The sequence below is a fragment of the Pseudoalteromonas sp. SD03 genome, assembly GCF_040937955.1.
GTDB lineage: Bacteria > Pseudomonadota > Gammaproteobacteria > Enterobacterales > Alteromonadaceae > Pseudoalteromonas > Pseudoalteromonas tetraodonis.
In genome coordinates this window covers 123,874-148,735 of the sequence record NZ_CP162514.1, presented here as the reverse complement: position 1 = coordinate 148,735, position 24,862 = coordinate 123,874, and the positions used below count along the sequence as shown (strand labels likewise).

The 24,862-nt window shown below is 42.4% G+C and carries 17 protein-coding genes, 3 tRNA genes and 3 rRNA genes; 8 read left to right on the top strand and 15 right to left on the bottom strand.

Annotated features, from left to right (window positions below; translation table 11 throughout):
- Window positions 1–83 precede the first annotated feature (83 nt).
- Window positions 84–788: a response regulator transcription factor gene (locus tag ABZP26_RS00715; protein ID WP_013463763.1), complete on the top strand. Its 705-nt coding sequence runs from the start codon at window positions 84–86 to the stop codon at window positions 786–788.
- Here the strand turns inward: ABZP26_RS00715 and ABZP26_RS00710 are convergent.
- From ABZP26_RS00710 to nudE, 7 genes are all read right to left on the bottom strand, one after another.
- Window positions 785–2,296, bottom strand: a complete 1,512-nt coding sequence (locus ABZP26_RS00710; RefSeq protein WP_368485223.1) for a YifB family Mg chelatase-like AAA ATPase — start codon at window positions 2,294–2,296, stop codon at window positions 785–787. The two genes, ABZP26_RS00715 and ABZP26_RS00710, sit on opposite strands and share 4 nt — an antisense overlap.
- A 34-nt stretch (window positions 2,297–2,330) precedes the next feature.
- Complete coding sequence (locus tag ABZP26_RS00705) at window positions 2,331–2,945, bottom strand: trimeric intracellular cation channel family protein (protein ID WP_024601286.1); 615 nt, start codon at window positions 2,943–2,945, stop codon at window positions 2,331–2,333.
- Between the two features lie 471 nt (window positions 2,946–3,416).
- Window positions 3,417–3,493: transfer RNA gene (locus tag ABZP26_RS00700), tRNA-Met, on the bottom strand.
- A gap of 60 nt (window positions 3,494–3,553) precedes the next feature.
- Window positions 3,554–3,630: transfer RNA gene (locus ABZP26_RS00695), tRNA-Met, on the bottom strand.
- 82 nt (window positions 3,631–3,712) lie between these two features.
- Window positions 3,713–3,789: transfer RNA gene (locus tag ABZP26_RS00690), tRNA-Met, on the bottom strand.
- Window positions 3,790–3,930: 141 nt separating this feature from the next.
- Window positions 3,931–4,728: a 3'(2'),5'-bisphosphate nucleotidase CysQ gene (gene cysQ, locus ABZP26_RS00685; RefSeq protein ID WP_028835908.1), complete on the bottom strand. Its 798-nt coding sequence runs from the start codon at window positions 4,726–4,728 to the stop codon at window positions 3,931–3,933.
- Complete coding sequence (gene nudE, locus ABZP26_RS00680) at window positions 4,721–5,293, bottom strand: ADP compounds hydrolase NudE (protein WP_024601288.1); 573 nt, start codon at window positions 5,291–5,293, stop codon at window positions 4,721–4,723. The genes cysQ and nudE overlap by 8 nt, the downstream gene beginning before the upstream one ends.
- Before the next feature lie 286 nt (window positions 5,294–5,579).
- On the opposite strand from nudE, the gene yrfG reads away from it, so the two are divergent.
- Window positions 5,580–6,227 (top strand): GMP/IMP nucleotidase, encoded by a 648-nt coding sequence (gene yrfG, locus ABZP26_RS00675; RefSeq protein WP_024601289.1) that lies wholly within the window; start codon window positions 5,580–5,582, stop codon window positions 6,225–6,227.
- A 267-nt stretch (window positions 6,228–6,494) separates the two neighbouring features.
- Here the strand turns inward: yrfG and ABZP26_RS00670 are convergent, their stop codons facing one another.
- The 3 genes from ABZP26_RS00670 to ABZP26_RS00660 all read right to left on the bottom strand — a co-directional run bounded on the left by ABZP26_RS00670 (window position 6,495) and on the right by ABZP26_RS00660 (window position 7,890).
- Complete coding sequence (locus ABZP26_RS00670) at window positions 6,495–7,121, bottom strand: dUTP diphosphatase (protein ID WP_024601290.1); 627 nt, start codon at window positions 7,119–7,121, stop codon at window positions 6,495–6,497.
- A 52-nt stretch (window positions 7,122–7,173) separates the two neighbouring features.
- A complete protein-coding gene (locus ABZP26_RS00665) occupies window positions 7,174–7,542 on the bottom strand; it encodes a YacL family protein (protein WP_013463756.1) in 369 nt (122 codons plus the stop codon).
- Between the two features lie 123 nt (window positions 7,543–7,665).
- A complete protein-coding gene (locus ABZP26_RS00660; RefSeq protein ID WP_036955616.1) occupies window positions 7,666–7,890 on the bottom strand; it encodes a hypothetical protein in 225 nt (74 codons plus the stop codon).
- 315 nt (window positions 7,891–8,205) lie between these two features.
- On the opposite strand from ABZP26_RS00660, the gene uvrD reads away from it, so the two are divergent.
- The 4 genes from uvrD to ABZP26_RS00640 are packed head-to-tail and all read left to right on the top strand — an operon-like array spanning window position 8,206 to window position 14,446.
- Window positions 8,206–10,371 carry a DNA helicase II gene (gene uvrD / locus ABZP26_RS00655; RefSeq protein WP_008108265.1) on the top strand — a complete coding sequence of 722 codons (2,166 nt, stop codon included), beginning with the start codon at window positions 8,206–8,208 and terminating at the stop codon, window positions 10,369–10,371.
- Window positions 10,349–12,439 (top strand): GNAT family N-acetyltransferase, encoded by a 2,091-nt coding sequence (locus tag ABZP26_RS00650; protein WP_368485222.1) that lies wholly within the window; start codon window positions 10,349–10,351, stop codon window positions 12,437–12,439. Before uvrD ends, ABZP26_RS00650 begins: the two co-directional genes overlap by 23 nt.
- Window positions 12,408–13,532 (top strand): ABC transporter substrate-binding protein, encoded by a 1,125-nt coding sequence (locus tag ABZP26_RS00645; RefSeq protein WP_016899588.1) that lies wholly within the window; start codon window positions 12,408–12,410, stop codon window positions 13,530–13,532. The genes ABZP26_RS00650 and ABZP26_RS00645 overlap by 32 nt, the downstream gene beginning before the upstream one ends.
- A 56-nt stretch (window positions 13,533–13,588) precedes the next feature.
- Window positions 13,589–14,446: a chemotaxis protein gene (locus ABZP26_RS00640; RefSeq protein ID WP_368485221.1), complete on the top strand. Its 858-nt coding sequence runs from the start codon at window positions 13,589–13,591 to the stop codon at window positions 14,444–14,446.
- A gap of 175 nt (window positions 14,447–14,621) precedes the next feature.
- Here the strand turns inward: ABZP26_RS00640 and rrf are convergent.
- The 5 genes from rrf to rhlB form a co-directional block, all read right to left on the bottom strand.
- Window positions 14,622–14,736, bottom strand: a 5S ribosomal RNA gene (gene rrf, locus ABZP26_RS00635).
- A 131-nt stretch (window positions 14,737–14,867) separates the two neighbouring features.
- Window positions 14,868–17,754, bottom strand: a 23S ribosomal RNA gene (locus ABZP26_RS00630).
- Window positions 17,755–18,046: 292 nt separating this feature from the next.
- A 16S ribosomal RNA gene (locus ABZP26_RS00625) occupies window positions 18,047–19,580 on the bottom strand.
- Together the 16S, 23S and 5S rRNA genes form the textbook arrangement of a ribosomal RNA operon.
- A gap of 528 nt (window positions 19,581–20,108) precedes the next feature.
- Window positions 20,109–21,602, bottom strand: a complete 1,494-nt coding sequence (gppA, locus tag ABZP26_RS00620; RefSeq protein WP_368485220.1) for a guanosine-5'-triphosphate,3'-diphosphate diphosphatase — start codon at window positions 21,600–21,602, stop codon at window positions 20,109–20,111.
- A 45-nt stretch (window positions 21,603–21,647) separates the two neighbouring features.
- Window positions 21,648–22,925: an ATP-dependent RNA helicase RhlB gene (gene rhlB, locus ABZP26_RS00615; protein ID WP_010392673.1), complete on the bottom strand. Its 1,278-nt coding sequence runs from the start codon at window positions 22,923–22,925 to the stop codon at window positions 21,648–21,650.
- A gap of 91 nt (window positions 22,926–23,016) precedes the next feature.
- Between rhlB and trxA the strand changes: the two genes are divergently transcribed.
- Window positions 23,017–23,343, top strand: coding sequence for a thioredoxin TrxA (gene trxA, locus ABZP26_RS00610; RefSeq protein ID WP_013463750.1), 327 nt, complete (start codon window positions 23,017–23,019; stop codon window positions 23,341–23,343).
- Window positions 23,344–23,531: 188 nt separating this feature from the next.
- A complete protein-coding gene (rho, locus tag ABZP26_RS00605) occupies window positions 23,532–24,791 on the top strand; it encodes a transcription termination factor Rho (RefSeq protein WP_013463749.1) in 1,260 nt (419 codons plus the stop codon).
- Window positions 24,792–24,862 lie beyond the last annotated feature (71 nt).

Sequence of the window (24,862 nt, the reverse complement as noted above, 5' to 3'; positions counted from 1 at the left end):
TTACCGAAAAAAATTAAACTCTGTGTTATGCATGTAACGAATAATGCTAACATGCAAGGCTACTATTAAAAAAATAACAGACTATGGCAATTAATGTTTTATTGGTTGAAGATGACGAGCTGCTAGTAAAGCGCATCCAAAATCATTTTATAAATACCGAGTTCTCTATTGACGTTGACGCAACGGGTGCCGATGCTTTAAGCATGGTCAAAAGCCGTGTAAATCAGCGCAGTGCTATTTCCTTGGCAATTATTGATATTGTGCTGCCAAAGCGCAATGGTTTACAACTTGCCAAAGAGTTAAATACGCTCACCGATATTGGTGTTATTTTGTTATCGAGCCGTGACTCACAAGCTGATCGTATTGCTGGTCTTGCTCAAGGTGCCGATGACTATATTTGCAAGCCTGTCGATTTACTCGAGCTTGAGTTGAGAATGCGCGCTTTATACAAACGTATTGCAAACAATCAACACGACGATGACAGTGAAGAGTTTATCGAATACGCTGATTTTAAACTCCATCCAGATAACCGCACACTCATTACAGCCAGTGGGATTGAATCACGGCTCACCGAAGCAGAGCATAAAGTGCTTATTTGTTTAATCGGCAATGCCGGTAAAGCCACTTCACGTGAAAAAATATCAGAAGAAATTGGCCAGCCTGATTGGAGCCCCAACGATCGTACCGTAGACGTGTTAGTGGGTCGTTTACGTAAAAAGCTGAACGATGAGAAAGATCAAAAACGCATCGTCACCGTGCGTGGTAAAGGCTATATGCTATCTATTTAGTATTGGGTTAACTGCGATAATAAACGCTCAAATGCCCGATAATTAAGCGCTTCTTTAAGTTCATTTAAACTAATTTGTGGCGCGCCTTTTAAATCACTAATGGTACGCGCTACTTTTATCACTCTATGATAAGAGCGCGGCGATAACGCCAGCTTTTCACTGGCTCTAGCTAAAAACTGTAGCTCCGCAGCGGGTAACTCACAGTATAAGCTCATTTCTTTGTTATTTAGCCGCGCATTCACTTTATCTTGGCGTTTTAATTGTATTGCATAAGCCGCTTCTACTCGCGCTCTCACTTCAGCACTGGTTTCTTCTGCAGTCGTACTTTGTAGCTCCACGCTGCTTAGTCTAGGGAGCTCAATTTGCAAATCAATTCTATCGATAAACGGTCCTGATACCCGCGATAAATAACGCATCACTTGATCAGGGGTCGCCCGTTTATCATGATGGCACCCTGTCGGGCTGGGATTAAGTGCTGCAATAAGCTGAAACTGTGCCGGAAATTCCATTTGTCTTGCCGCGCGCGAAATCGTCACGGTTCCGGTTTCCATTGGTTCTCGTAACGAGTCCAGTACTTTGCGCTCAAATTCAGGCAGCTCATCTAAAAATAATACGCCATTGTGCGCTAACGATATTTCACCGGGTTTAGGGTTAGACGAACCGCCTACCAGCGCAACTGCAGAGCAAGTGTGATGAGGATTTCGAAATGGTCGCTGACGCCAGTTGGTTAAATCGATTGAGTGGCCAATAATGGAATACAAAGCAGCGGTATCAATGGCTTCATCATCTGACATGGTTGGCATTATTGTAGACATTCGTTGCGCAAGCATTGATTTGCCGGTTCCTGGTGGCCCTAAAAATAGTAGGTTATGTCCACCTGCGGCAGCAATTTCTAGTACTCGTTTAGCACCGGGTTGGCCTTTTACATCACTTAAATCGAGTAAAAAGTCTGGCGCTTGGGTACAGTCAGGGTAGGCAATATTCAATGGTAAAGGTTGTTGGTTGAGTAAGTCTCCCCACACCTCTTGTATAGAGCTTACCGCTTTTCGTTTTACACCGCTGACAAGGCTGGCCAAACTATCGTTTTCAAGAGGAAGAAAGCAACAACGGTTTTGCTCTTTAGCACCGAGCACTGAGGGTAAAATAGCATTCACTGCACGTATTTCACCATTAAGTGCAAGCTCACCATAAAACTCATACTTATGAATATCAGGGCAGACTATTTGCCCCGATGCGACCAAAATGCCTACCGCAATCGCAAGGTCAAACCGCCCGCCGTCTTTTGGTAAATCGGCAGGTGCTAAATTAACGGTAATACGTTGATCGGGAAATCCAAATTGAGAGTTTTCAAGAGCGCTGCGTACTCTATCCTTGGCCTCTTTAACCGATGCTTCGGGTAAGCCGACAATATGAAATGCAGGTAAACCATTCCCTAAATGCACTTCAACCATAACCTCGGGGGCATTAATTCCTACTTGTGCGCGAGAAAATATACGGGCTAACGACATTCCTTATCCTAGTTAACTGCTGTATTAAACCAGTTTAGTCAGGATATTTAAAAACATGTAATATAATCTTCCATTTAATGGCCGAAAAGCGCAGCAATAAGGTCATTAACATACTCAAGATCATCGCCACTTCCACCGTTAAAGATAGGTTTATAGCTAAGGTATATACAATACCACCAGCAATACAGGTAATAGCATAGAGCTCACCTTTGAGGAGCATAGGAATATCGCGGGCAAGCACATCGCGAATCAATCCACCAAAACAGGGGGTGATCACCGCCATAATAATAACCGTCATATCAGGCATACCGGCCAATTGCGCTTTTTGTGCTCCCATTACCGCAAAAAAGGCTAAACCAAATGCATCGGCTGTTTGTAAAACATAATAAGGAATCGATTTTTGTTTATTGATCAGTCGTGTTGTAACAAGCACTGCGGCTAAAATAGCATAGAAGTAGCTTTGGTCGTGTAACCAAAATACGGGTTGATCGAGTATCACATCGCGAACAGTACCGCCACCAATAGCCGTAACGGTTGCAAGCACAACCACACCAAAGCCATCCATTTTCTTTTCATAGGCAACCAAGGTGCCCGATATAGCAAATACCGCTACGCCAATTAAATCAAACCAGTGATAGAGTTCAGTCATAATTTTGATTACAAAAAGTTTTAAAGAGTTTAACGCATAGCATACTAAATATTCAGCAATAACACTTTCAAAAAGTAGAATTAGAAAAGAACAGCAGAAATACGTGTTAAAAATAGCATGAGGGAATATGAATTTTAGGCATAAAAAAACACGCTTTAGCGTGTCGATTTAATAAAACATGTTATTTCAGTGGTTGCGGGAGCCGGATTTGAACCAACGACCTTTGCTGGCTAATGGAGAGCTGGGTCCGACGCGCTTTTAGGCGCACTGAATTTCAGGCATAAAAAAACACGCTTTAGCGTGTCGATTTAATAAAACATGTTATTTCAGTGGTTGCGGGAGCCGGATTTGAACCGACAACCTTTGCTGGCTAATGGAGAGCTGAGACCGACGAGCTACCCATTTCACTGAATTTTAGGCATAAAAAAACACGCTTTAGGCGTGTTGCTTTACTATAACTGTTTATTTCAGTGGTTGCGGGAGCCGGATTTGAACCGACGACCTTCGGGTTATGAGCCCGACGAGCTACCAGACTGCTCCATCCCGCGCCTGAAATTGCAGATTTATTTATAGTTGCTTACATTACAACTTGGCTTGCAATGAAAAATTGGTTGCGGGAGCCGGATTTGAACCGACGACCTTCGGGTTATGAGCCCGACGAGCTACCAGGCTGCTCCATCCCGCGCCTGTATATTTTAAGTCTATCGACTACTTAATTTAATCTCTTAAGTTAGAGTTTACAGTAACCTAAAACCTCTAAAGGAAATTGGTTGCGGGAGCCGGATTTGAACCGACGACCTTCGGGTTATGAGCCCGACGAGCTACCAGGCTGCTCCATCCCGCGCCTGTAATTTCTTTGTAACAGTATCGTGTTATTCACAAGCCTGTTTCGAAGAGAGCGCTATAATATAGGAATAAACCTATAATGCAAGGTTTTACTAATTAAAAACGTTTAAGTGAACAAAAACCCATCAAACGGCTATTATTACACTAATCGCTGATGTGGGTTTATCATTTTTTGCCACTCCCAATCGGGATGACCCATAACAATAAAGTCTGGGTTTTCTGTGCTTTCCCTTTGGTTATAGGTCAGAGGGTTAAACTCAGCATCGGTAATACACCCCCCCGCCTCTTCAACTATTACTTGTGATGCGCCAGTGTCCCATTCACCAGTGGGACCAATTCTTAAAAAGCAGTCAGCTTTACCTTCAGCAACAATACAAGCTTTAAGCGAACATGAGCCTAAAGCCACCGTTGCAAATTGCGCATTTAAATACTGACTCACGGCTTCTATTTTTTGGCGGCGACTTACAGCCAAAGTTAAACTTTCGGGAGGCGCTACAAATATTTGTTTATCATGCTCGCCTTTACGCTTAAACGCCCCATTATTAGCGGTAGCAAAATAGGTCACGCCTTTTGCTGGCCAATGAATCACTCCCAATACAGGATGATTATTTTCTATCAGCGCAATATTAACGGCAAAGTCGCCGCTTTCTAATATAAATTCACCGGTGCCATCCATCGGATCAAGCAGCCAATAGCGTTGCCAGTGCTGCCTGTCTTCCAATGCTGGGATCGGCGTCTCTTCGGACATAATAGGAATATCGGGAGCTAGCGCTTTTAAGCCAGCAACAAGTACATCGTTTGCGGCTAAATCTGCTTTAGTAACTGGCGTATTGTCTGATTTTTCTTGTTGACCAATATCATCTTTTTTATAAATAGCCATAATTGCATCACCTGCACTTTGGGCAAGTGTTATGCATGGTTCAAGTAATTTATCCATTAGTCGCTCCTGAGGCTAAGTACTTATCTAATAATAGCAGAGCGGCAACACTACGTGCTTCAGTAAAGTCAGGTTGTTCTAATAGCGACTGCCACTGCGCAAGTGGCCATTTAACAAGCACTAATGGCTCTGGCTCATCACCTAATAGGGTTTCAGGGTATAAATCTTTAGCAAAGAGAATATGCATAGTGGCATTGAAATAACTAGGCGCCATAGTGACCGTTTTAAGTGCTTCAAAGTATTCAGCACCAAAGCCAATTTCTTCTTTGAGCTCTCGGTTTGCCGCTTGCTCAGGTGTTTCACCGGGGTCAATTAATCCTTTAGGGAAACCTAACTGATAATCATTGGTGCCGGCGCAATACTCTCGAACGAGTAGTAGTTCGTTTTCAGCTGTGATGGGTACAATCATAACGGCTCCACGGCCACCGCCGCGAATTCGTTCATACTGACGCTCTTCGTCATTTGAAAATTTTAGTTCTAAAGACTCCACAGTAAATAAGCGACTTTTAGCGACAACATTATTACTGAGAATTTGTGGTGGTGTTGGGTGCTTTTTCTGTGTCATGGGCATCAATTTGCTATCATTGCAGTTATACTAATCATATACCCAAATGAGTATAAGATGCGAGTTTCAGTTTGAATTAAAAGCAATTTAAATGCAGAATTAATCATAAAATATCTTACCCGTAGTTAAGGTTAAATATTTATCTGGCGTTATTGAATTCGCCCTTAATATTTCATCATTGGGTATATGTTTTTAAAGTTCAATTAACAGAGCCCATTATATTTCGCTTGCAAGCATTTCATCGCAACGTAGTCATTTAACGCCTCAATTTCCACAAGGATATATCATGCTCAATTGGTCAAAAATCGATACTGTATTACTCGACATGGACGGGACTTTACTTGATTTACATTACGACACTGACTTTTGGCTCAATGTTGTTCCACAACAACATGCTCTGGCTCAAAATATCAGTTTTGAGGCAGCCCGCGCAGATATCTTAAAACGCTATCAGGCTGTGAGTGGCAAAATTCAGTGGTACTGCTCTGACTATTGGGAAGCACAGCTAAACTTACCTATTCTCGAACTAAAGCGCCAGTCTGCTCACTTAATCAAAATTCGTGAAGACGTTCCGCATTTTTTAACTGAACTTCGACGTGCAGGTAAAGAACTCATTTTACTTACCAATGCTCATCCAGAATGCGTAATGCTTAAATTTGAACATACCGCCATTGATAACTACTTAGACGGGGTGGTATCAACGCATGAATATGGGGTAAGTAAAGAGCAACAAAGTTTATGGCACAAGGTTCAAGGGGATTTAGGGTTTGATAAACGCCGCACATTATTTGTAGATGACAGCTTACCGGTATTAAATGCCGCACGAGAATACGGCATTGAGCATTTACTTGCGGTTGCTAACCCGAATAGCCAGCAACCACATAACGATATAACCGATTACTTAAGTGTCACCGATTACCGTAAGCTTATTTAGGGTCTGTTGATCTTTCAAGGTTAAATTTGCAGCAGTCTGTTTGGTATTTAGGCAAGGCAGAGCCTATGTGGTGTGGTTATTCCCCATAAATAGGCGATAACGCAGCATCAATGCCAAACAGGCGCTGCCCGAAGGGTTCTGCCTAGGGGCGATTTACTCTTTGTTGCTCGGTTTTTACTTAGCCCACTAGGTTACAAACCTCGCGTCGCGATTAAACCGCCCCTAATTTGAACAAATTGTAATCCGCAAAGGTCAACAGACCCTGGCTTATTCGCCCTGAGGGTAACGCGCTACTAAGCCTTGATATACCTGTTTTGCAAAATCTACATGCTCAGTATCAAGGCTTTTAACTACTTCAACTAAGTGTTCGTTATCTTCTTTGCCATGCCACACTTTAATGTAGCTACCCTCTTTGTAACCATGATCCTGACGGAAGAAGTTCAGCGTATTTTTACCCACATAGCCACGATATAAATCATCAATATCCATACCGATTTGTGCCATACAACCGGCAAAAGCAGCCGCGTTAAAGGTTTTATTGGCAACCGCACTGGCTGCTAATAATTCAAGCGTTTGTTTAAAATCATCACCTTGCTGTGGGGCGCTCATTTGAGTTTGTAGCTGTGTTGCTATTTGCTCGTAGCTGGTCTCACCGTCGATACGTAGCGATAAACCAAAATGAAAAATATCAACCAGCTCTAAAATTACTTGTTCAGTATCTGGCGTTTGTTTTTTCCACCATTTCCAACCGTAATGATCCAGCATTTCTGCACATTCAACCCAAATAGCTCTATACCATTCAAAGCCTTGACTAAACCATTGCTCATGTACTTTGGTATTCATGGCATTTTGCATTTCTAGCATAACAACTAGTTTGTTTAAATTCGCAGACATATTGGTTCCACTGTTGGATTTATAATTAGGGTAATAATACAGATAATATAACTTAACGACCAGCCGAAAACTCATGCCACGAGTTGATCAGATCAACAAAGTCTTCAAAACCACAACCACTGCTTAAATCATTCTCTTCCAGCATGAGTTCGTCATCTTGGTAGGCTAATATATCTTCGTTATCTTGATGCAGCGCATGTGCTTCGAATAATGCTTCATCTTTAGAAAGGATCAGATCAATTTCTTGGCCTTTAAGTGTTACCGGCTCAAAGCTTGAACTCACCGAGCTAATAAGTGCCTGCACCATCGCCACTTTATCTTTGCCTATTTCTTCATTTAACCAGCGGCCTATAATCGCGTGCTCGCTGCTAATTTTAATTCTTAACCCACTAATAGGATCGCGAATGAATTGGTATTCCATAACTTTATTCCAGTACTGCTAATACAACAGATTATAACCTAATCAGCTATGAATAATGAAAGCCAGATACAAAAATAGCGCCATAAGGCGCTATTAAAGTATGCTCACTATAGCTAACTATAGCTAACCGCCTGAGCGATAGCGGGCAGCATCAATAATTGCCCATAAATGGAATACGGCTCCAACAATGGCTGGAACAACTAAAAACCATAACGCGTAGCCGCCAAAAACCAAAATGGCAAACACCAGCGCCGCTAAAATACGACCCTGAACCAACTGCCCTAAACCTGGGAAAAAAATATTACATAGAGCGGCGATTACATTTCCGCCAGAACCTTGTTGAGACATACTAACCTCTGTAGTTTAATTAATTTTGTATTTGTACTTATTATTTATACTTACACACTTTATGCCAATTTATTAAGGCTTACAAATCATACAGTTAAATTATTACGAATTTATCAGTTTAGTATTTTTTGCCAAAAATAAGTCAAATTAGCAATTTTAAATAGCTATTTTAGTTACTTGCTCAGTTTATACTGTTAACTATTCAACAACTTAAATACGTATTTTATAAATAGCTGTTTATAAAAACAGTATTTTATTTAGCCTAACAAAAACACCTGTTATACTGCTCTCATTATTGATTAAAAAGGCGTAACGATGGACGTTTCAGAATTACTCGATGGCTTAAATGATAAACAACGCGATGCCGTTGCAGCGCCATTACAAAACATGCTGGTATTAGCAGGAGCAGGTTCAGGTAAAACTCGAGTATTGGTTCATCGTATTGCCTGGTTAATGCAAGTAGAACAAGCCTCTGCCTATAGTATTTTTGCGGTAACCTTTACTAATAAAGCCGCTAAAGAAATGCGCTCACGAGTTGAAGAGACATTAAAAGCACCTGTAGGCGGCATGTGGATTGGTACTTTCCATGGTTTATCGCACCGAATTTTGCGTGCACATCATCGTGAAGCAAACTTACCAGAAGCCTTTCAAATTTTAGACTCTGACGATCAGCTTCGTATGATCAAGCGCTTATTAAAATCGATGAATATTGATGATAAAAAATGGCCGGCAAAGCAGTTTGGTTGGTACATAAGCGCTAAAAAAGATGAAGCTCTGCGCCCTAAAGATATTCAGGCATACGATATTAACGAGCAAATGATGCTGCGTGTTTACGCGGCCTATCAAGAAGCTTGTGATAGAGCGGGCCTAGTTGATTTTGCAGAAATATTACTACGTAGCTATGAGGTTCTTAAAAATAACCCAACCTTGCTGCGTCATTATCAGCAGCGCTTTGCGCACATGCTTGTAGACGAGTTTCAAGATACCAATACTATTCAGTATGCGTGGTTAAAACTACTTGCGGGCGATACCAGCAGCATCATGATTGTAGGCGATGATGACCAAAGTATTTATGGTTGGCGCGGCGCAAAAATAGAAAACATTAAACGCTTTTTAACCGATTTCGACGCAGAGACGATTCGCCTTGAGCAAAATTACCGCTCGACTGCCACTATTCTTAAAGCCTCAAACGCGTTAATTCAAAATAACTCCGAGCGAATGGGTAAAAGTTTATGGACCGACGGTAACGACGGTGAACCTATTTCTATTTATGCTGCTTTTAATGAGCTAGATGAAGCGCGCTTTGTGAGTAGCAAATTACGTAGCTGGCTTAATGCGGGTAATGCACTTCAAGATGCGGCTATTTTATATCGTAGTAATGCGCAATCGCGGGTACTTGAAGAAGCAATGCTACAAGAAGGTTTAAAATACCGAATTTATGGCGGTATGCGATTCTTCGAACGGCAAGAAATTAAAGATGCTCTTTCATACTTACGCTTAGTGGGTAACCGCCAAGATGATGCGGCATTTGAGCGTGTTATTAATACGCCCGCCCGCGGCATTGGCGATAAAACATTAAGCCATATACGTGACTGCGCTCGCGCTGAATCTTTGCCGCTTTGGTATGCTGCTAAAGCCATTGTAGAGCAACAGCATTTATCGGGTCGCGCTTCTGGAGCTGTTGCCAAGTTTGTTGAGTTAATTGAACATATTGAAGATAAGATTAGTGACTTAACGCTGCACGAGCAGGCTAAATATGCCATTCAAACCTCAGGGTTAATGGCAATGTATCAGGCTGAAAAAGGTGAAAAAGGCCGTGCTCGGGTTGAAAACTTAGAAGAATTAATTAGCGCCTGCGATCAATATGAACTCCCTGAAGAGGAAGAATTCAGTTCACCACTACAAGGCTTTTTAGCCTACACCTCGCTTGAATCAGGTGAAGGGCAAGCTGATGAACATGAAGATGCGGTACAAATGATGACGCTTCACTCAGCTAAAGGCTTAGAGTTTCCGCTGGTATTTATGGTCGGTGTTGAAGAGGGCATGTTCCCATCACAACAAAGTAATGAAGAAACGGGCCGTTTAGAAGAAGAACGCCGCCTTTGTTATGTAGGTATGACCCGTGCTATGGATAAACTGTATATAAGCCACGCAGAAAGCCGCCGTTTATATGGTCAAGAAAAATACCACAGCCCATCGCGTTTTTTACGTGAAATACCCGAAGACTGCGTAGAAGAAATTCGCATTAAAACCCAGGTTTCTCGCCCGCCAGCAGCTGGTCGCTTTAGTGCATCGGTTAGCCATGCCGCCTTTGAAGAAAGCGGGTTTAATTTAGGTCAACGGGTGCTACATGCAAAATTTGGCATTGGTACGGTGCTTAATTACGAAGGCAGTGGCGCACAATCGCGAGTACAAGTTAACTTTGACGACTTAGGTAGTAAGTGGTTAGTAACAGCTTATGCAAGACTACAAGCCGTTTAACCGCGTTATAGAGCATCTGCAACAGCAGCTAACGAATGCTAAACATCGTCAGTTACTGTTGCTTACAGGCGATAAAAATTGGTGTTATGAGCAATGCACTCAGCTACTTGCTCAATTACAGCAACCCTCTTTTGTTCTTTCTAAAAACACAAATTTAGTTAATGCACATTGGCCAGAGCATACCCATCAAATTTTAGGGCAAGAGTGCGCCCATTCTGTTTATGATGGCTACAGTGGACTGGTGCCAGATAAACTAGCAGCCTTAGCGGGCGTAGTTCAAGCGGGTGGCTTTTTAATTGTATTACTTCCACCACTCGAATCACTTGAACATTGGTGCGATCCTGCGCTGCCATTATTTCAATCATTTGGACAAGCGCATCAATACAGCTTTTTTAATCAACGTTTAAAGCACTTACTGAGCAGCGCCTCTTTGTTACATTTTAATCAACAAGATGGCTGGGTTACTCTTGCCGACATTGATTCATCAGCAGGTACAATAGATTTTACCGAGCAACAACAATGTGTTGAATTAATAAAAAAAACCGCGCACGGACGGGCAAATAGACCATTATTGATTAATGCTGATCGAGGACGGGGGAAATCAGCGGCATTAGGGATTGCCGCAAGCGAGCTCAGCGATAAAAAAATTCTCATCAGCTCTATGCAATTTCGCGCATTGCACAGCAGCTTTAAACATTTAGCAAACGCACTTAATTTGGAGTATCAAGCAGGCAATAAATGTATTGCAAACATGCAATATATTGCACCTGATCAGCTACTTAACGAACAGCCTGAGTGTGACTTGCTATTAATTGATGAAGCGGCAGCAATCCCTGTTCCAATGCTCATAAAACTACTCCACCTTTATCCTCGCGTGGTATTTTCAAGCACCATGGTTGGCTATGAAGGCAATGGTCGCGGCTATATTCTAAAGTTTACTCGCTACATTAAAACGCATTTTAAAAATATGCGCAGTATGACTCTTGAGCAGCCTATTCGCTTTGCAAAGCAGGACCCATTAGAGCAGCACATTCGCACGTTATTAGCCTTAGATGCTGAACATCACAGCCTCACCTTACACTCTACCCCTCTGCAATTTAAGCAGTTACAGGCACATCAACTTGCTAGTAACGAGTCACTACTTTATCAAGTGATTGGGTTGCTAACGCTGGCACATTATCAAACCAGTGTGAATGATTTACGCCACTTACTAGACGCCACTAAACAACATGTATTTGTTTGCCAACAAGGTGATAATATTCTCGGTGTCTGTTTAATTGCGATTGAAGGTGGGTTTAATGCCGCCATGAGCAATGAAATAGCACAAGGAAAGCGCAGGCCTCAAGGTCACTTAATGGCACAAACGTTAGCACAATTGAGTTTTAATGCTGATGTTTTAAAACAACACTGCGCCCGCGTGGTGCGTATTGCCATTGATCCACAGCATCACAACAAAAAAATAGGCACACAGTTACTTAAATACTGTGAACAGCAATTGCAGAGCGAGTGTCATTGGTTTGGTGCCAGCTTTGGTGGCAATGCGCAATTACTCAGTTTTTGGCAAAGTAATGGCTTTGATTTAGTTAAACTCGGTTTTCAAAAAGATAAGGCAACGGGCGAGCACAGTGCATTAGTTGTTAAAAGCTTAACTAAAAGTGACCAACTAGTAGAGCAATTAGTAGCACAGTTTGAAGCCGATTTCCCTTTGCAACTACTCGATCACTATAGTCAGCTTGATTATCAACTGGTCGCGAAAATTATCTCTCATTTTAATACTCATACCGGCAGTATCACTGAGCAATTAAGATTAAAGTCTATGTTAACAAGTGACTACCAGCTTTTTAATATAAAACCATTGCTCTGGCGACGTTTTTGGGCATTGCCGTATAGCTTGCCAACCGATGACGATAATTTCCAATATGTTTTTATTAGGCTAGTATTACAAAATTGGAAACCTAAAAATATCCAAAGTCAGTTAGGTTTGAATGGCACAAAGTCATTTAATACATTATTTAAAAAGGCTGTAAATAATTGGTATGAGCGCATTTCGCATAATAGCAAACCTTAACATTGTCCTTATAGCATTAGTGCTTGGGCAAACTTTCGCGCATGCCGAGCAAACCAACAACAAAGTAATTAAACTGGGCATGTCTACTGCACTGACTGGCCCTGCTAAAAATATTGGCCAACAGTTACATAAAGGTAGCAGCGTTTATTTTGACAAAGTTAATAACGCTGGCGGCATTAATGGCGCTAAGGTGCTACTTTTAGTTGCTGACGATCACTATGAACCCAAACAAACCGTTAATAATACTCGTGAGTTTATTTACACAAATAAAGTTGATGCCCTGTTTGGTGCCATGGGTACCCCAACCAGCCATGCAATTATACCTTTACTAGAACAATCAAAAATTCCGTTCTTAATGCCTTTTAGCGGGGCGAGCTTTCTACGTGAAAAACCGTCAGTTAAAGCATTTAACTTAAGAGCAAGCTATAACGACGAAGCACAAGAACAAATCAAATACCTCGTTGAAGAGCATAAACATACTAAAATAGGGCTGTTTATACAGGCTGACGAATTTGGCTTATATGTAGAATCAGGACTAAGAGAAGCACTCGCTAAATATAACCTTACACCGGTAATAGTTGCTCGCTACAAACGCAATAGCCAAGATGTGGAGTCAGCACTTAATACCTTAAAATTAAGCGGAGTTACGGCAATCTGTTTAGTCGGCACTTATGAACCACTCTCTGAGTTTATTAATAGCGCCCAAAAGCAAGGGTTTAATCCTGAATATACTAGCGTTTCGTTTGTACCCAGCTTTGACTTATTTGATGAAGTAAACTCACCCTCACATATTATGGTAACGGAGATTGTTCCAAACCCACTAAATTGTAACGATAATTTTTGTACTGAGTTTTTAGCCGATATGCAAGCGAGCAACATTAAAAAACCGAGTCGTCTTCATTTTGAGGGTTATATTAACGCTATGGCATTTAGCAAAGCAGCGAAAAACTGTCAATTCCCCCTTCAGCAATCCTGCCTGATGAATGAGCTTAATTCTTTATTAGTAACCGATACACTTATCCAAAAGTTATTCATAAATACTGAAAACAACAATAAACGTAATGTTTATCGCTCTTATTATGTGAATAAATAAATACCTTGCAAATATTGTTCTATCCTTAGTATACAAACTTAGTATGTGAGGAAGCCATGGACTTAATTAATTTTAAAGTGGGTTATAAAACCATTTCACTTAAGATTCTTGATATCTTATTAACGGAACAATTTCATAATAACCTCACGGTGCTGCCTAACGATAACAAGAGCTTCCTAGGCGTTAAAGATTATATGGGGATCCCAACCCCAGTATTTGACTTAGGAATAATTTTAAATGGCGTGTCTACAGAGCACAGTAACCGAGATGCGTTAAAGCAACTTAAATCTTGGCAAAAACAACTCAATACGTGGTTTAATCAATTAGAACAAGCGTTACTAAGTTCGCAAAATTCGTTAAATACGAGTCAATGTGAGCTTGCTGACTTTGAACAATTTTATATGGAATTTAAAACCGATAACGACGAATTAAAAAGTACGATGTCACGCTTTAATGAGCCGTTTAAATCACTTTTACAAAAAGTAGAAGACACTATTAAAGTACATAAACAAAAAAATAGTAAACAAGTCCTCATACAGCTTGAAATTGTAAAGCGCCATGAGCTGATCCAATTAGAGCGCTTATTTGAATCAGCCAAAGAGCAAATAACCTTAGACTATAAACCGATTATTGTTTTTACAACAAAAGATGGAATGACCCCGCATGTTGGCTTATTAGTTGATAAAGTAGAAGATAATATTGAATATAGACAAGAAGATATAAAACCTCTCGATAAGTTGACTGAAATAGGCTTTGATATTGATCCACAAACAAGAAATATGATGCATGGATTAATTAAGCTAGCCAATAAACACAGCGTACTTATTGATCCAAGCGCTTTATTTAAACCCAGAGAACTTCAAGCTTCTAACAACACACAAGAGCAAGAAACCGAAGCCTATGGACTGTTCTAAGCTAATTATTTGTTATAAACAACACTTAATAACAAAAGTTCGGTTAGTAGGCTTTAGGCGCTTATTCTTTTACTTTTACCTGATGCCTTTTACCTTTCACCTCGAACCTGCATTTTCACTTTCCTACAGACGTAAAAAAGCCCGACTATTGCTAGTCGGGCTTTCTCAATTTGGAGCCTGGTAATGTCCTACTTTCACATAGCAAATGCTACACTATCATCGGCGCTGTTTCGTTTCACTACTGAGTTCGGCATGGGGTCAGGTGGGTCCAAAACGCTATTGTCACCAAGCAAATTTGGTGTAAGTTCGATTTAATCAAGCTTACTAAAATTTGGAATTCTGATAATAAAAGTCTTCAAGTATCTACTTTAGTCTATTAACTTCTTGCTTAAACTGTCGCATAAAACGCGTTTGGCGTTGTATGGTTAAGCCTCACGGGTAATTAGTACAAGTTAGCTTAATGGCTCACACCACTTCCACATCTTGCCTATCAACGTTGTAGTCTTCAACGGCCCTTCAGAGACTTTAAAAGTCTAGTGAGAACTCATCTCGAGGCCTGCTTCGCGCTTAGATGCTTTCAGCGCTTATCAGTTCCGAACGTAGCTACCGGGCAATGCCATTGGCATGACAACCCGAACACCAGCGGTTCGTTCACTCCGGTCCTCTCGTACTAGGAGCAACCCCTCTCAATTCTCAAACGCCCACGGCAGATAGGGACCGAACTGTCTCACGACGTTCTAAACCCAGCTCGCGTACCACTTTAAATGGCGAACAGCCATACCCTTGGGACCGACTTCAGCCCCAGGATGTGATGAGCCGACATCGAGGTGCCAAACACCGCCGTCGATATGAACTCTTGGGCGGTATCAGCCTGTTATCCCCGGAGTACCTTTTATCCGTTGAGCGATGGCCCTTCCATTCAGAACCACCGGATCACTATGACCTACTTTCGTACCTGCTCGACGTGTCTGTCTCGCAGTTAAGCTGGCTTCTACCATTACACTAACCGTACGATGTCCGACCGTACTTAGCCAACCTTCGTGCTCCTCCGTTACTCTTTGGGAGGAGACCGCCCCAGTCAAACTACCCACCAGGCACTGTCCGTAACCCCGATTCAGGGGCCAACGTTAGAACATCAAAACTACAAGGGTGGTATTTCAAGGACGACTCCACAAAAACTAGCGTCTCTGCTTCTAAGTCTCCCACCTATCCTACACATGTAGGTTCAATGTTCAGTGCCAAGCTGTAGTAAAGGTTCACGGGGTCTTTCCGTCTAGCCGCGGGTACACAGCATCTTCACTGCGATTTCAATTTCACTGAGTCTCGGGTGGAGACAGCGTGGCCATGGTTACACCATTCGTGCAGGTCGGAACTTACCCGACAAGGAATTTCGCTACCTTAGGACCGTTATAGTTACGGCCGCCGTTTACCGGGGCTTCGATCAAGAGCTTCTCCGAAGATAACCCCATCAATTAACCTTCCGGCACCGGGCAGGTGTCACACCGTATACGTCATCTTGCGATTTTGCACAGTGCTGTGTTTTTAATAAACAGTCCCAGCCACCTGGTCACTGCGGCTCCAATCAGCTTAAAGAGCAAGTCTCATCACCAATCGGAGCGTACCTTCTCCCGAAGTTACGGTACGATTTTGCCTAGTTCCTTCACCCGAGTTCTCTCAAGCGCCTTAGTATTCTCTACCTGACCACCTGTGTCGGTTTGGGGTACGATTCGGTATAATCTGAAGCTTAGAGGCTTTTCCTGGAAGTATGGCATCAGCAACTTCATCACCTTGGTGACTCGTCTCGTGTCTCAGCCTAACAGCAACCCGGATTTACCTAAGTCGCTAGCCTACACACTTTCACATGGACTACCATCGCCATGCTTGCTTAGCCTGCTCCGTCCCCCCATCGCAATTATACCAAGTACGGAAATATTAATCCGTTTCCCATCGACTACGCCTTTCGGCCTCGCCTTAGGGGTCGACTTACCCTACCCTGATTAACATGGGATAGGAACCCTTGGTCTTCCGGCGTGCGGGTTTTTCACCCGCATTATCGTTACTCATGTCAGCATTCGCACTTCTGATACGTCCAGCATACCTCCCGGTACACCTTCAACCGCTTACAGAACGCTCCCCTACCACTCAAAATAAATTTTGAATCCGCAGCTTCGGTGCATAGTTTAGCCCCGTTACATCTTCCGCGCAGACCGACTCGACCAGTGAGCTATTACGCTTTCTTTAAAGGATGGCTGCTTCTAAGCCAACCTCCTGGCTGTCTGGGCCTTTCCACATCGTTTCCCACTTAACTATGACTTTGGGACCTTAGCTGGCGGTCTGGGTTGTTTCCCTCTTCACGACGGACGTTAGCACCCGCCGTGTGTCTCCCGGATATTACTTTACGGTATTCGGAGTTTGCAAAGGGTTGGTAAGTCGGGATGACCCCCTAGCCTTAACAGTGCTCTACCCCCGTAAGTATTCGTCCGAGGCTCTACCTAAATAGATTTCGGGGAGAACCAGCTATCTCCCGGTTTGATTAGCCTTTCACTCCTAACCACAGGTCATCCCCTAACTTTTCAACGTTAGTGGGTTCGGTCCTCCAGTTGATGTTACTCAACCTTCAACCTGCCCATGGCTAGATCACCGGGTTTCGGGTCTATACCTTGCAACTATTCGCCCAGTTAAGACTCGGTTTCCCTACGGCTACCCTAATCGGTTAACCTCGCTACAAAATATAAGTCGCTGACCCATTATACAAAAGGTACGCAGTCACCCAACAAGTGGGCTCCTACTGCTTGTACGTACACGGTTTCAGGTTCTATTTCACTCCCCTCACAGGGGTTCTTTTCGCCTTTCCCTCACGGTACTGGTTCACTATCGGTCAGTTGGGAGTATTTAGCCTTAGATGATGGTCCACCTATATTCAGTCAAAGTTTCACGTGCTCCGACCTACTCGATTTCACTTAAAATGCGTTTTCATGTACGGGACTATCACCCTGTATCGTGGCACTTTCCAGAGCCTTCCATTAACACATAATAAGCTTAAGGGCTGTTCCGATTTCGCTCGCCGCTACTATCGGAATCTCGGTTGATTTCTTTTCCTACGGGTACTTAGATGTTTCAGTTCTCCGCGTTCGCCTCGTTAACCTATGTATTCAGTTAACGATACCTGCAAGCAGGTGGGTTTCCCCATTCGGAAATCCTAGTCTCAAGTGCTTTTTACTAGCTTGACTAGGCTTATCGCAAGTTAATACGTCCTTCATCGCCTCCAACTGCCAAGGCATCCACCGTGTACGCTTAGTCACTTAACCATACAACCCAAACGGGTCTTTGTTTTGTGACAGTTTAACTTCGCCAGAAGTTAATATTGAATACTAAAGTAGATACCAATCAACAAACGAAACGTTCATTAAATGGCACTGAATGATACTGCTATCATTCTTTTTTACTTTTGAAAACTCTGTACAAATACACTGTATTCATACGAATTTTATTATCAGCTTTTCCAAATTTTTAAAGAGCATATTAATTAGTCAACTCAAAGAGCAAACTAACTAACAATCATCTGTGTGGACACTACGAACAAATAAGTTCTAAATCGTATAAGGAGGTGATCCAGCCCCAGGTTCCCCTAGGGCTACCTTGTTACGACTTCACCCCAGTCATGAATCACTCCGTGGTAAACGTCCTCCCGAGGGTTAGACTATCTACTTCTGGAGCAACCCACTCCCATGGTGTGACGGGCGGTGTGTACAAGGCCCGGGAACGTATTCACCGCGTCATTCTGATACGCGATTACTAGCGATTCCGACTTCATGGAGTCGAGTTGCAGACTCCAATCCGGACTACGACGCACTTTAAGTGATTCGCTTACTCTCGCGAGTTCGCAGCACTCTGTATGCGCCATTGTAGCACGTGTGTAGCCCTACACGTAAGGGCCATGATGACTTGACGTCGTCCCCACCTTCCTCCGGTTTATCACCGGCAGTCTCCTTAGAGTTCTCAGCATTACCTGCTAGCAACTAAGGATAGGGGTTGCGCTCGTTGCGGGACTTAACCCAACATCTCACAACACGAGCTGACGACAGCCATGCAGCACCTGTATCAGAGTTCCCGAAGGCACCAAACTATCTCTAGTAAGTTCTCTGTATGTCAAGTGTAGGTAAGGTTCTTCGCGTTGCATCGAATTAAACCACATGCTCCACCGCTTGTGCGGGCCCCCGTCAATTCATTTGAGTTTTAACCTTGCGGCCGTACTCCCCAGGCGGTCTACTTAATGCGTTAGCTTTGAAAAACAGAACCGAGGTTCCGAGCTTCTAGTAGACATCGTTTACGGCGTGGACTACCAGGGTATCTAATCCTGTTTGCTCCCCACGCTTTCGTACATGAGCGTCAGTGTTGACCCAGGTGGCTGCCTTCGCCATCGGTATTCCTTCAGATCTCTACGCATTTCACCGCTACACCTGAAATTCTACCACCCTCTATCACACTCTAGTTTGCCAGTTCGAAATGCAGTTCCCAGGTTGAGCCCGGGGCTTTCACATCTCGCTTAACAAACCGCCTGCGTACGCTTTACGCCCAGTAATTCCGATTAACGCTCGCACCCTCCGTATTACCGCGGCTGCTGGCACGGAGTTAGCCGGTGCTTCTTCTGTCAGTAACGTCACAGCTAGCAGGTATTAACTACTAACCTTTCCTCCTGACTGAAAGTGCTTTACAACCCGAAGGCCTTCTTCACACACGCGGCATGGCTGCATCAGGCTTGCGCCCATTGTGCAATATTCCCCACTGCTGCCTCCCGTAGGAGTCTGGGCCGTGTCTCAGTCCCAGTGTGGCTGATCATCCTCTCAAACCAGCTAGGGATCGTCGCCTTGGTGAGCCATTACCTCACCAACTAGCTAATCCCACTTGGGCCAATCTAAAGGCGAGAGCCGAAGCCCCCTTTGGTCCGTAGACATTATGCGGTATTAGCAGTCGTTTCCAACTGTTGTCCCCCACCTCAAGGCATGTTCCCAAGCATTACTCACCCGTCCGCCGCTCGTCATCTTCTAGCAAGCTAGAAATGTTACCGCTCGACTTGCATGTGTTAGGCCTGCCGCCAGCGTTCAATCTGAGCCATGATCAAACTCTTCAATTAAAAAGTTTTATGTCTTTCGACAGCTCAATGAATTCTGAATTTATTTAATATCTTTCGATATTGAATTGACTGTGCTGAATAACTACCTAAGTAATTATTCTGTTGGTCACTCAGTTTCGATTGAGACTCTAAATTTGTTTGCCTCACTACCTAAGTAGCTTGGCTGTTAGAACTCAATCTGTACGAGTGCCCACACAGATGATTGCTTTATATTGTTAAAGAACGTTGCGATTAAAGCGTTTAACTTTATCTCGCTAGGGCTGCGCATATTACGCTTTCCTATTTTTTTGTCAATACTTAATTTTGTTAAACTTGAAAGTTTTCGAAACTAAGTTTTACTCGACTCACTGAGTAGCTCGTGCCTCGCTATGCGTTGCTGTCTGCCGTCTCAGTGGGGTCGCATTATAGGGAGATCCGAAAACAGATCAACCCTTTTTTGAAGAAAACTTGAAATAAATGACTGTTCGAACAAAATTACAACTAAACGCTCATTTTAACCACTAAAAACTGTGGTAAAGAGCGGTTTAACTAGTTTACTTTAAGTTTCCAACCACATTTTTTCTGATACTTAATCTCTTGATTTAGCTCACTTGCCATTAATGGGTGGTTTTTTAACCAATCGTTTTCAAATTGAATAGCTAACTCTTCATTTTCAGCTGTTATCTTAAAGTTAGGCAAGACATCATCTTGGCGGCGCATAGATAAAATAACGGCAACACGTAATAGTCGAACGATATACGTTGCAACGTTACTGTGCGCACCTAAATGATCTAAACATCCTTTTTGAAGGTCTGAACGATGGCTATTGGCAATCGCAACGATCACTTTGTGTTCTGATTGCGAAAAACCTGGCATATCGGTATTTTCTAAAATGTAAGCGGTATGTTTGTGGTATTGCTTGTACTCTATTAATAAACCAATCTCATGAAGTTGCGCCACCGCATTTAAAAGCGGTAATCCACTTAATGCTTCTATCGGCCAATAGTGATTAACCTCGCTAGCTAATTGTAAAGCTAAGCCGGATACTCGCGATGCTTGCTTTTGATCCACATGATAACGATTCATAAAACCATCAATAGTACGTTTACGAATGTCGTTATTATGCAGTTCCGGTAGCATGCTATATAAAACACCTTCACGAAGCGCGCCACCAGCCAATCCCATTTGTTCTATTTCTAGTGACTCAAACAGTGCAATTAAGATAGCCAGCCCAGATACAAACACTAAACGTCGCTCTTCACTTAACCCTGGCAAGTCGAGTTCAGCTATAGTCTCATAAGCAATAGATTGTTGCTTAATGGTGTATAGCTTTTCAAGGGTGAGCATTTCATTTAAATTTTGTGCCACCATGATTTCTTGAATAGCTTGTACGGTCCCTGACGCACCAGAGGCAAGTTGCCAACCAGCCGTTTTATACTCAGGCGCTATTTCATCAATAACATTACGCGCGGCTTTAATAGCAGTATTAAAGTTTGCTTCATTTAACTGGCAATCTTTAAAGTAGCGTTCAAGGTAAGTAACACACCCTATATTAAGACTTTTATAGTGACGTGCTTCAAAGCCTTGGCCGATCACCACTTCAGTACTCGCACCACCAATATCAATAACTAGCTGTTTGCCCGCACATGAAGAAGTGTGCGCAACTCCTTTGTAAATAGTTCGCGCTTCTAGCTCACCACTAATAACATTAACTTTATGGCCTAATATTTTTTCAGCACGTAATTTAAAGTCGTCGGCGTTGGTTGCTAAACGAAGTGTTGCAGTGGCAACAATGGTGATGTTTTTCTTGGGAATATCTTGCAAACGTTCCGCAAACAAGGCCAAACACTCCCAGCCTCGTTGCATAGCCTCTAAGCTCAATAGATTATTATCATCAAGCCCAGCGGCGAGTCTTACTTTGCGTTTGACGCGACCTATTGTTTGCAAGCCACCCGCCACTGATTTGGCAATAAGCATATGAAAGCTATTTGAGCCCAAATCAATGACTGCATATACATTTTTTTGCGGTTTAAGTTGCCCCACCGTTCAAAAACCTCTAGTTACGAATACTATCAAACTAACGGTCGGTTAAGACCGTCCTTTTTGGTAACCATTATTTGGGCGACGTCCGTTGTTATTACTACGATTACGTGGACCGGTAGAAAAATTACGTTTTCTGTGAATAGTCGGCTTAGTCAAATCATCTAGCAATGCACTTTTATCGTAATGCGATAAAGGGATGCTGTGCTCGATGTACTCTTCAATTTCATGAAGGTTATAAGCATACTGCTCACACGCAAAGCTAATTGCATGACCCGAAGCGCCTGCACGAGCTGTACGACCAATACGGTGAACGTAATCTTCGCAATCATCAGGTAAGTCAAAGTTAAATACATGACTTACTTCTGGAATATGTAAACCACGCGCAGCAACATCGGTAGCCACTAAAAAGTCTAGCTCGCCTTTACTAAATTGCGCGAGTATTGATTGACGTTTCTTTTGGTTTACATCACCGGTGAGCATACCCACTCGATGTCCATCTGCTTTTAACCATGCATACACAGTTTCACAGCTGTGTTTGGTATTTGCAAAAACAATTGCTTTCTCAGGCCATTCTTCTTCAATCAAGGTTAACAACAGCTTAATTTTATCTTCTTGTGAAGGATGAAATAGCTCTTCTTGAATACGCTTACCCGTTTTTACATCGGGTTCTATTTGCACATGCTCTGGGTTTGTCATGTGTTCAAATGCAAGCTCTTGTACACGATACGACAGTGTGGCAGAGAATAATAAGTTTAAACGTTCTGATGTATCCGGCATACGACGGAACATATAACGGATATCTTTAATAAAGCCTAAATCGAACATACGATCGGCTTCATCTAGCACGACTACCTCAATTTCATTAAGGGTGTAACAGCCTTGCTTGTACAGATCTATTAGGCGACCTGTAGTACCAATTAAAATATCAACGCCTTTTTCTAGTTGTGCACGTTGTTTTTCGTAATCTTCGCCACCATATACTAAACCTAAGTTAAGATTACAGTGCGGCGCTAAAATTTTTGCATCTTTGTGTATCTGAATCGCAAGCTCCCGAGTTGGGGCCATGATCAGGGCTCTTGGATGTTTACTAGGTGCTTTGCTAGATTGTAATAACCGGTGGCATGTGGCGGTTAAAAACGCCAACGTTTTGCCTGTACCTGTTTGTGCTTGGCCCGCAATATCGCGCCCTTCACAAATAAACGGTAGGCATTTAGCTTGAATAGGTGTGCAATATTCAAACCCACTTTCGGTTAACCCGGCAACCACTTCCGGTGCAATAGCAAAGTCTGAAAACTTTTTATCGGTCAAATGTGTCTTAGTCATAGCGTTTAAGCATAACGTTTAAACTTGCAATAAGAAACAAGAGTGTTTAAATACGCACTAAATATTTCGCCTAACTAAACCGGAGAGCGCAATGAGCGAGAAAATAATCCAAATTACCGACGATAGCTTTGAAGCTGACGTATTACAATCAGACAAACCTGTACTAGTAGACTTTTGGGCTGAATGGTGCGGACCGTGTAAAATGATCGCCCCAATTCTAAGCGAAGTTGCTGAGGAATTTGATGGCCGTGTAACGATTACTAAATTAAACATTGACCAAAACGCAGGTACTCCACCTAAATTTGGTATTCGTGGTATTCCTACACTACTACTTTTCAAAGATGGTCAAGTGGCTGCAACTAAAGTAGGCGCACTATCAAAAACACAATTAGTTGAGTTTTTAGAAAACAACATCTAAGTGTAAATTTATAAAAAAAGGGCGCTCAGCCCTTTTTTTATTATTTATTTTACAGAAGTACTGGACGCTGCAGTAATGACCTGCTAGTTTATAAAGCCAACTAATCCTTAGTTATATTCAACAAACCTCACTCAACGATCTAATAAAGCGATTTTGAGTATGACAACTGTAATAAAGAACCCACCAATATGCATTTACGCGAATTAAAAGACAAGTCTATAAAAGAGCTTGTAAACTTAGCTGAGTCCATGGGGCTCGAAAACGTAGCCCGCTTAAGAAAGCAAGACATTATTTTTGCTATTCTTAAATCCCATGCCAAAGGCGGAGAGAATATCTTCGGCGGTGGTGTATTAGAAATTTTGCAAGATGGTTTTGGCTTTTTAAGATCATCAGAAGCTTCTTACTTAGCTGGCCCAGATGATATTTATGTATCTCCAAGCCAAATTCGCCGTTTTAGTATGCGTACTGGCGACTCTATTTCAGGTCTTATTCGTCCGCCAAAAGATGGTGAGCGTTACTTTGCTTTACTTAAAGTAAACGAAGTTAATTTTGATAAACCTGAAAACTCTCGCACTAAAATCCTTTTTGAAAACCTGACACCACTACATGCAAACGAACGTTTTCGTATGGAACGTGGTAACGGCAGTAAAGAAGATATTACCGCACGAGTTCTTGATTTAGCGTCACCCATTGGCCGCGGCCAACGTGGTTTATTAGTAGCACCGCCAAAAGCGGGTAAAACCATGTTGCTACAAAATATTGCGCAATCAATCACACATAACCACCCTGATGTTACATTAATGGTTTTACTTATTGATGAACGTCCGGAAGAAGTGACTGAGATGCAACGCCTAGTAAAAGGTGAAGTTATTGCATCAACATTCGATGAACCAGCATCTCGCCATGTACAGGTTGCTGAAATGGTTATCGAAAAAGCAAAGCGCTTAGTTGAGCACAAAAAAGACGTGGTGATTTTACTTGATTCAATCACACGTTTAGCACGTGCTTACAACACCGTTATTCCATCATCAGGTAAAGTATTGACCGGTGGTGTAGATGCTAATGCATTACATAAGCCTAAACGTTTCTTTGGTGCTGCACGTAACGTTGAAGAAGGCGGTAGCTTAACAATTATTGCGACTGCGCTTATTGATACCGGCTCTAAAATGGATGAAGTTATCTACGAAGAGTTTAAGGGTACGGGCAACATGGAACTACACCTTAACCGTAAAATTGCGGAAAAACGTGTATTCCCAGCTATCGACTTTAACCGTTCTGGTACGCGTCGTGAAGAATTACTTACTAAGCCTGATGAGCTCCAAAAGCTGTGGATTTTACGTAAGATAGTCCATGACATGTCAGAAATTGATGCCATGGAATTTTTAATCGATAAACTATCGATGAGTAAAACCAACGATGAGTTTTTTGATTCGATGAAACGTCAGTAATCTGAACGCTGGTTAAGTAAACATTTTTAAATAAAAAGACACCAGATGGTGTCTTTTTTATTTTTAGAGTA

What these genes read in the sequence shown, in the direction of transcription:
- cysQ (WP_028835908.1), bottom strand. Translation starts at nt 4,728, where the DNA reads ATGGATAAATTACTTGAACCATGCATAACACTTGCCCAAAGTGCAGGT.
- yrfG (WP_024601289.1), top strand. Translation starts at nt 5,580, where the DNA reads ATGCTCAATTGGTCAAAAATCGATACTGTATTACTCGACATGGACGGG.
- ABZP26_RS00645 (WP_016899588.1), top strand. Translation starts at nt 12,408, where the DNA reads ATGAGCGCATTTCGCATAATAGCAAACCTTAACATTGTCCTTATAGCA.
- ABZP26_RS00670 (WP_024601290.1), bottom strand. Translation starts at nt 7,121, where the DNA reads ATGTCTGCGAATTTAAACAAACTAGTTGTTATGCTAGAAATGCAAAAT.
- ABZP26_RS00665 (WP_013463756.1), bottom strand. Translation starts at nt 7,542, where the DNA reads ATGGAATACCAATTCATTCGCGATCCTATTAGTGGGTTAAGAATTAAA.
- ABZP26_RS00705 (WP_024601286.1), bottom strand. Translation starts at nt 2,945, where the DNA reads ATGACTGAACTCTATCACTGGTTTGATTTAATTGGCGTAGCGGTATTT.
- ABZP26_RS00660 (WP_036955616.1), bottom strand. Translation starts at nt 7,890, where the DNA reads ATGTCTCAACAAGGTTCTGGCGGAAATGTAATCGCCGCTCTATGTAAT.
- nudE (WP_024601288.1), bottom strand. Translation starts at nt 5,293, where the DNA reads ATGACACAGAAAAAGCACCCAACACCACCACAAATTCTCAGTAATAAT.
- trxA (WP_013463750.1), top strand. Translation starts at nt 23,017, where the DNA reads ATGAGCGAGAAAATAATCCAAATTACCGACGATAGCTTTGAAGCTGAC.
- ABZP26_RS00715 (WP_013463763.1), top strand. Translation starts at nt 84, where the DNA reads ATGGCAATTAATGTTTTATTGGTTGAAGATGACGAGCTGCTAGTAAAG.
- ABZP26_RS00710 (WP_368485223.1), bottom strand. Translation starts at nt 2,296, where the DNA reads ATGTCGTTAGCCCGTATATTTTCTCGCGCACAAGTAGGAATTAATGCC.
- uvrD (WP_008108265.1), top strand. Translation starts at nt 8,206, where the DNA reads ATGGACGTTTCAGAATTACTCGATGGCTTAAATGATAAACAACGCGAT.
- rhlB (WP_010392673.1), bottom strand. Translation starts at nt 22,925, where the DNA reads ATGACTAAGACACATTTGACCGATAAAAAGTTTTCAGACTTTGCTATT.
- ABZP26_RS00640 (WP_368485221.1), top strand. Translation starts at nt 13,589, where the DNA reads ATGGACTTAATTAATTTTAAAGTGGGTTATAAAACCATTTCACTTAAG.
- ABZP26_RS00650 (WP_368485222.1), top strand. Translation starts at nt 10,349, where the DNA reads ATGCAAGACTACAAGCCGTTTAACCGCGTTATAGAGCATCTGCAACAG.
- rho (WP_013463749.1), top strand. Translation starts at nt 23,532, where the DNA reads ATGCATTTACGCGAATTAAAAGACAAGTCTATAAAAGAGCTTGTAAAC.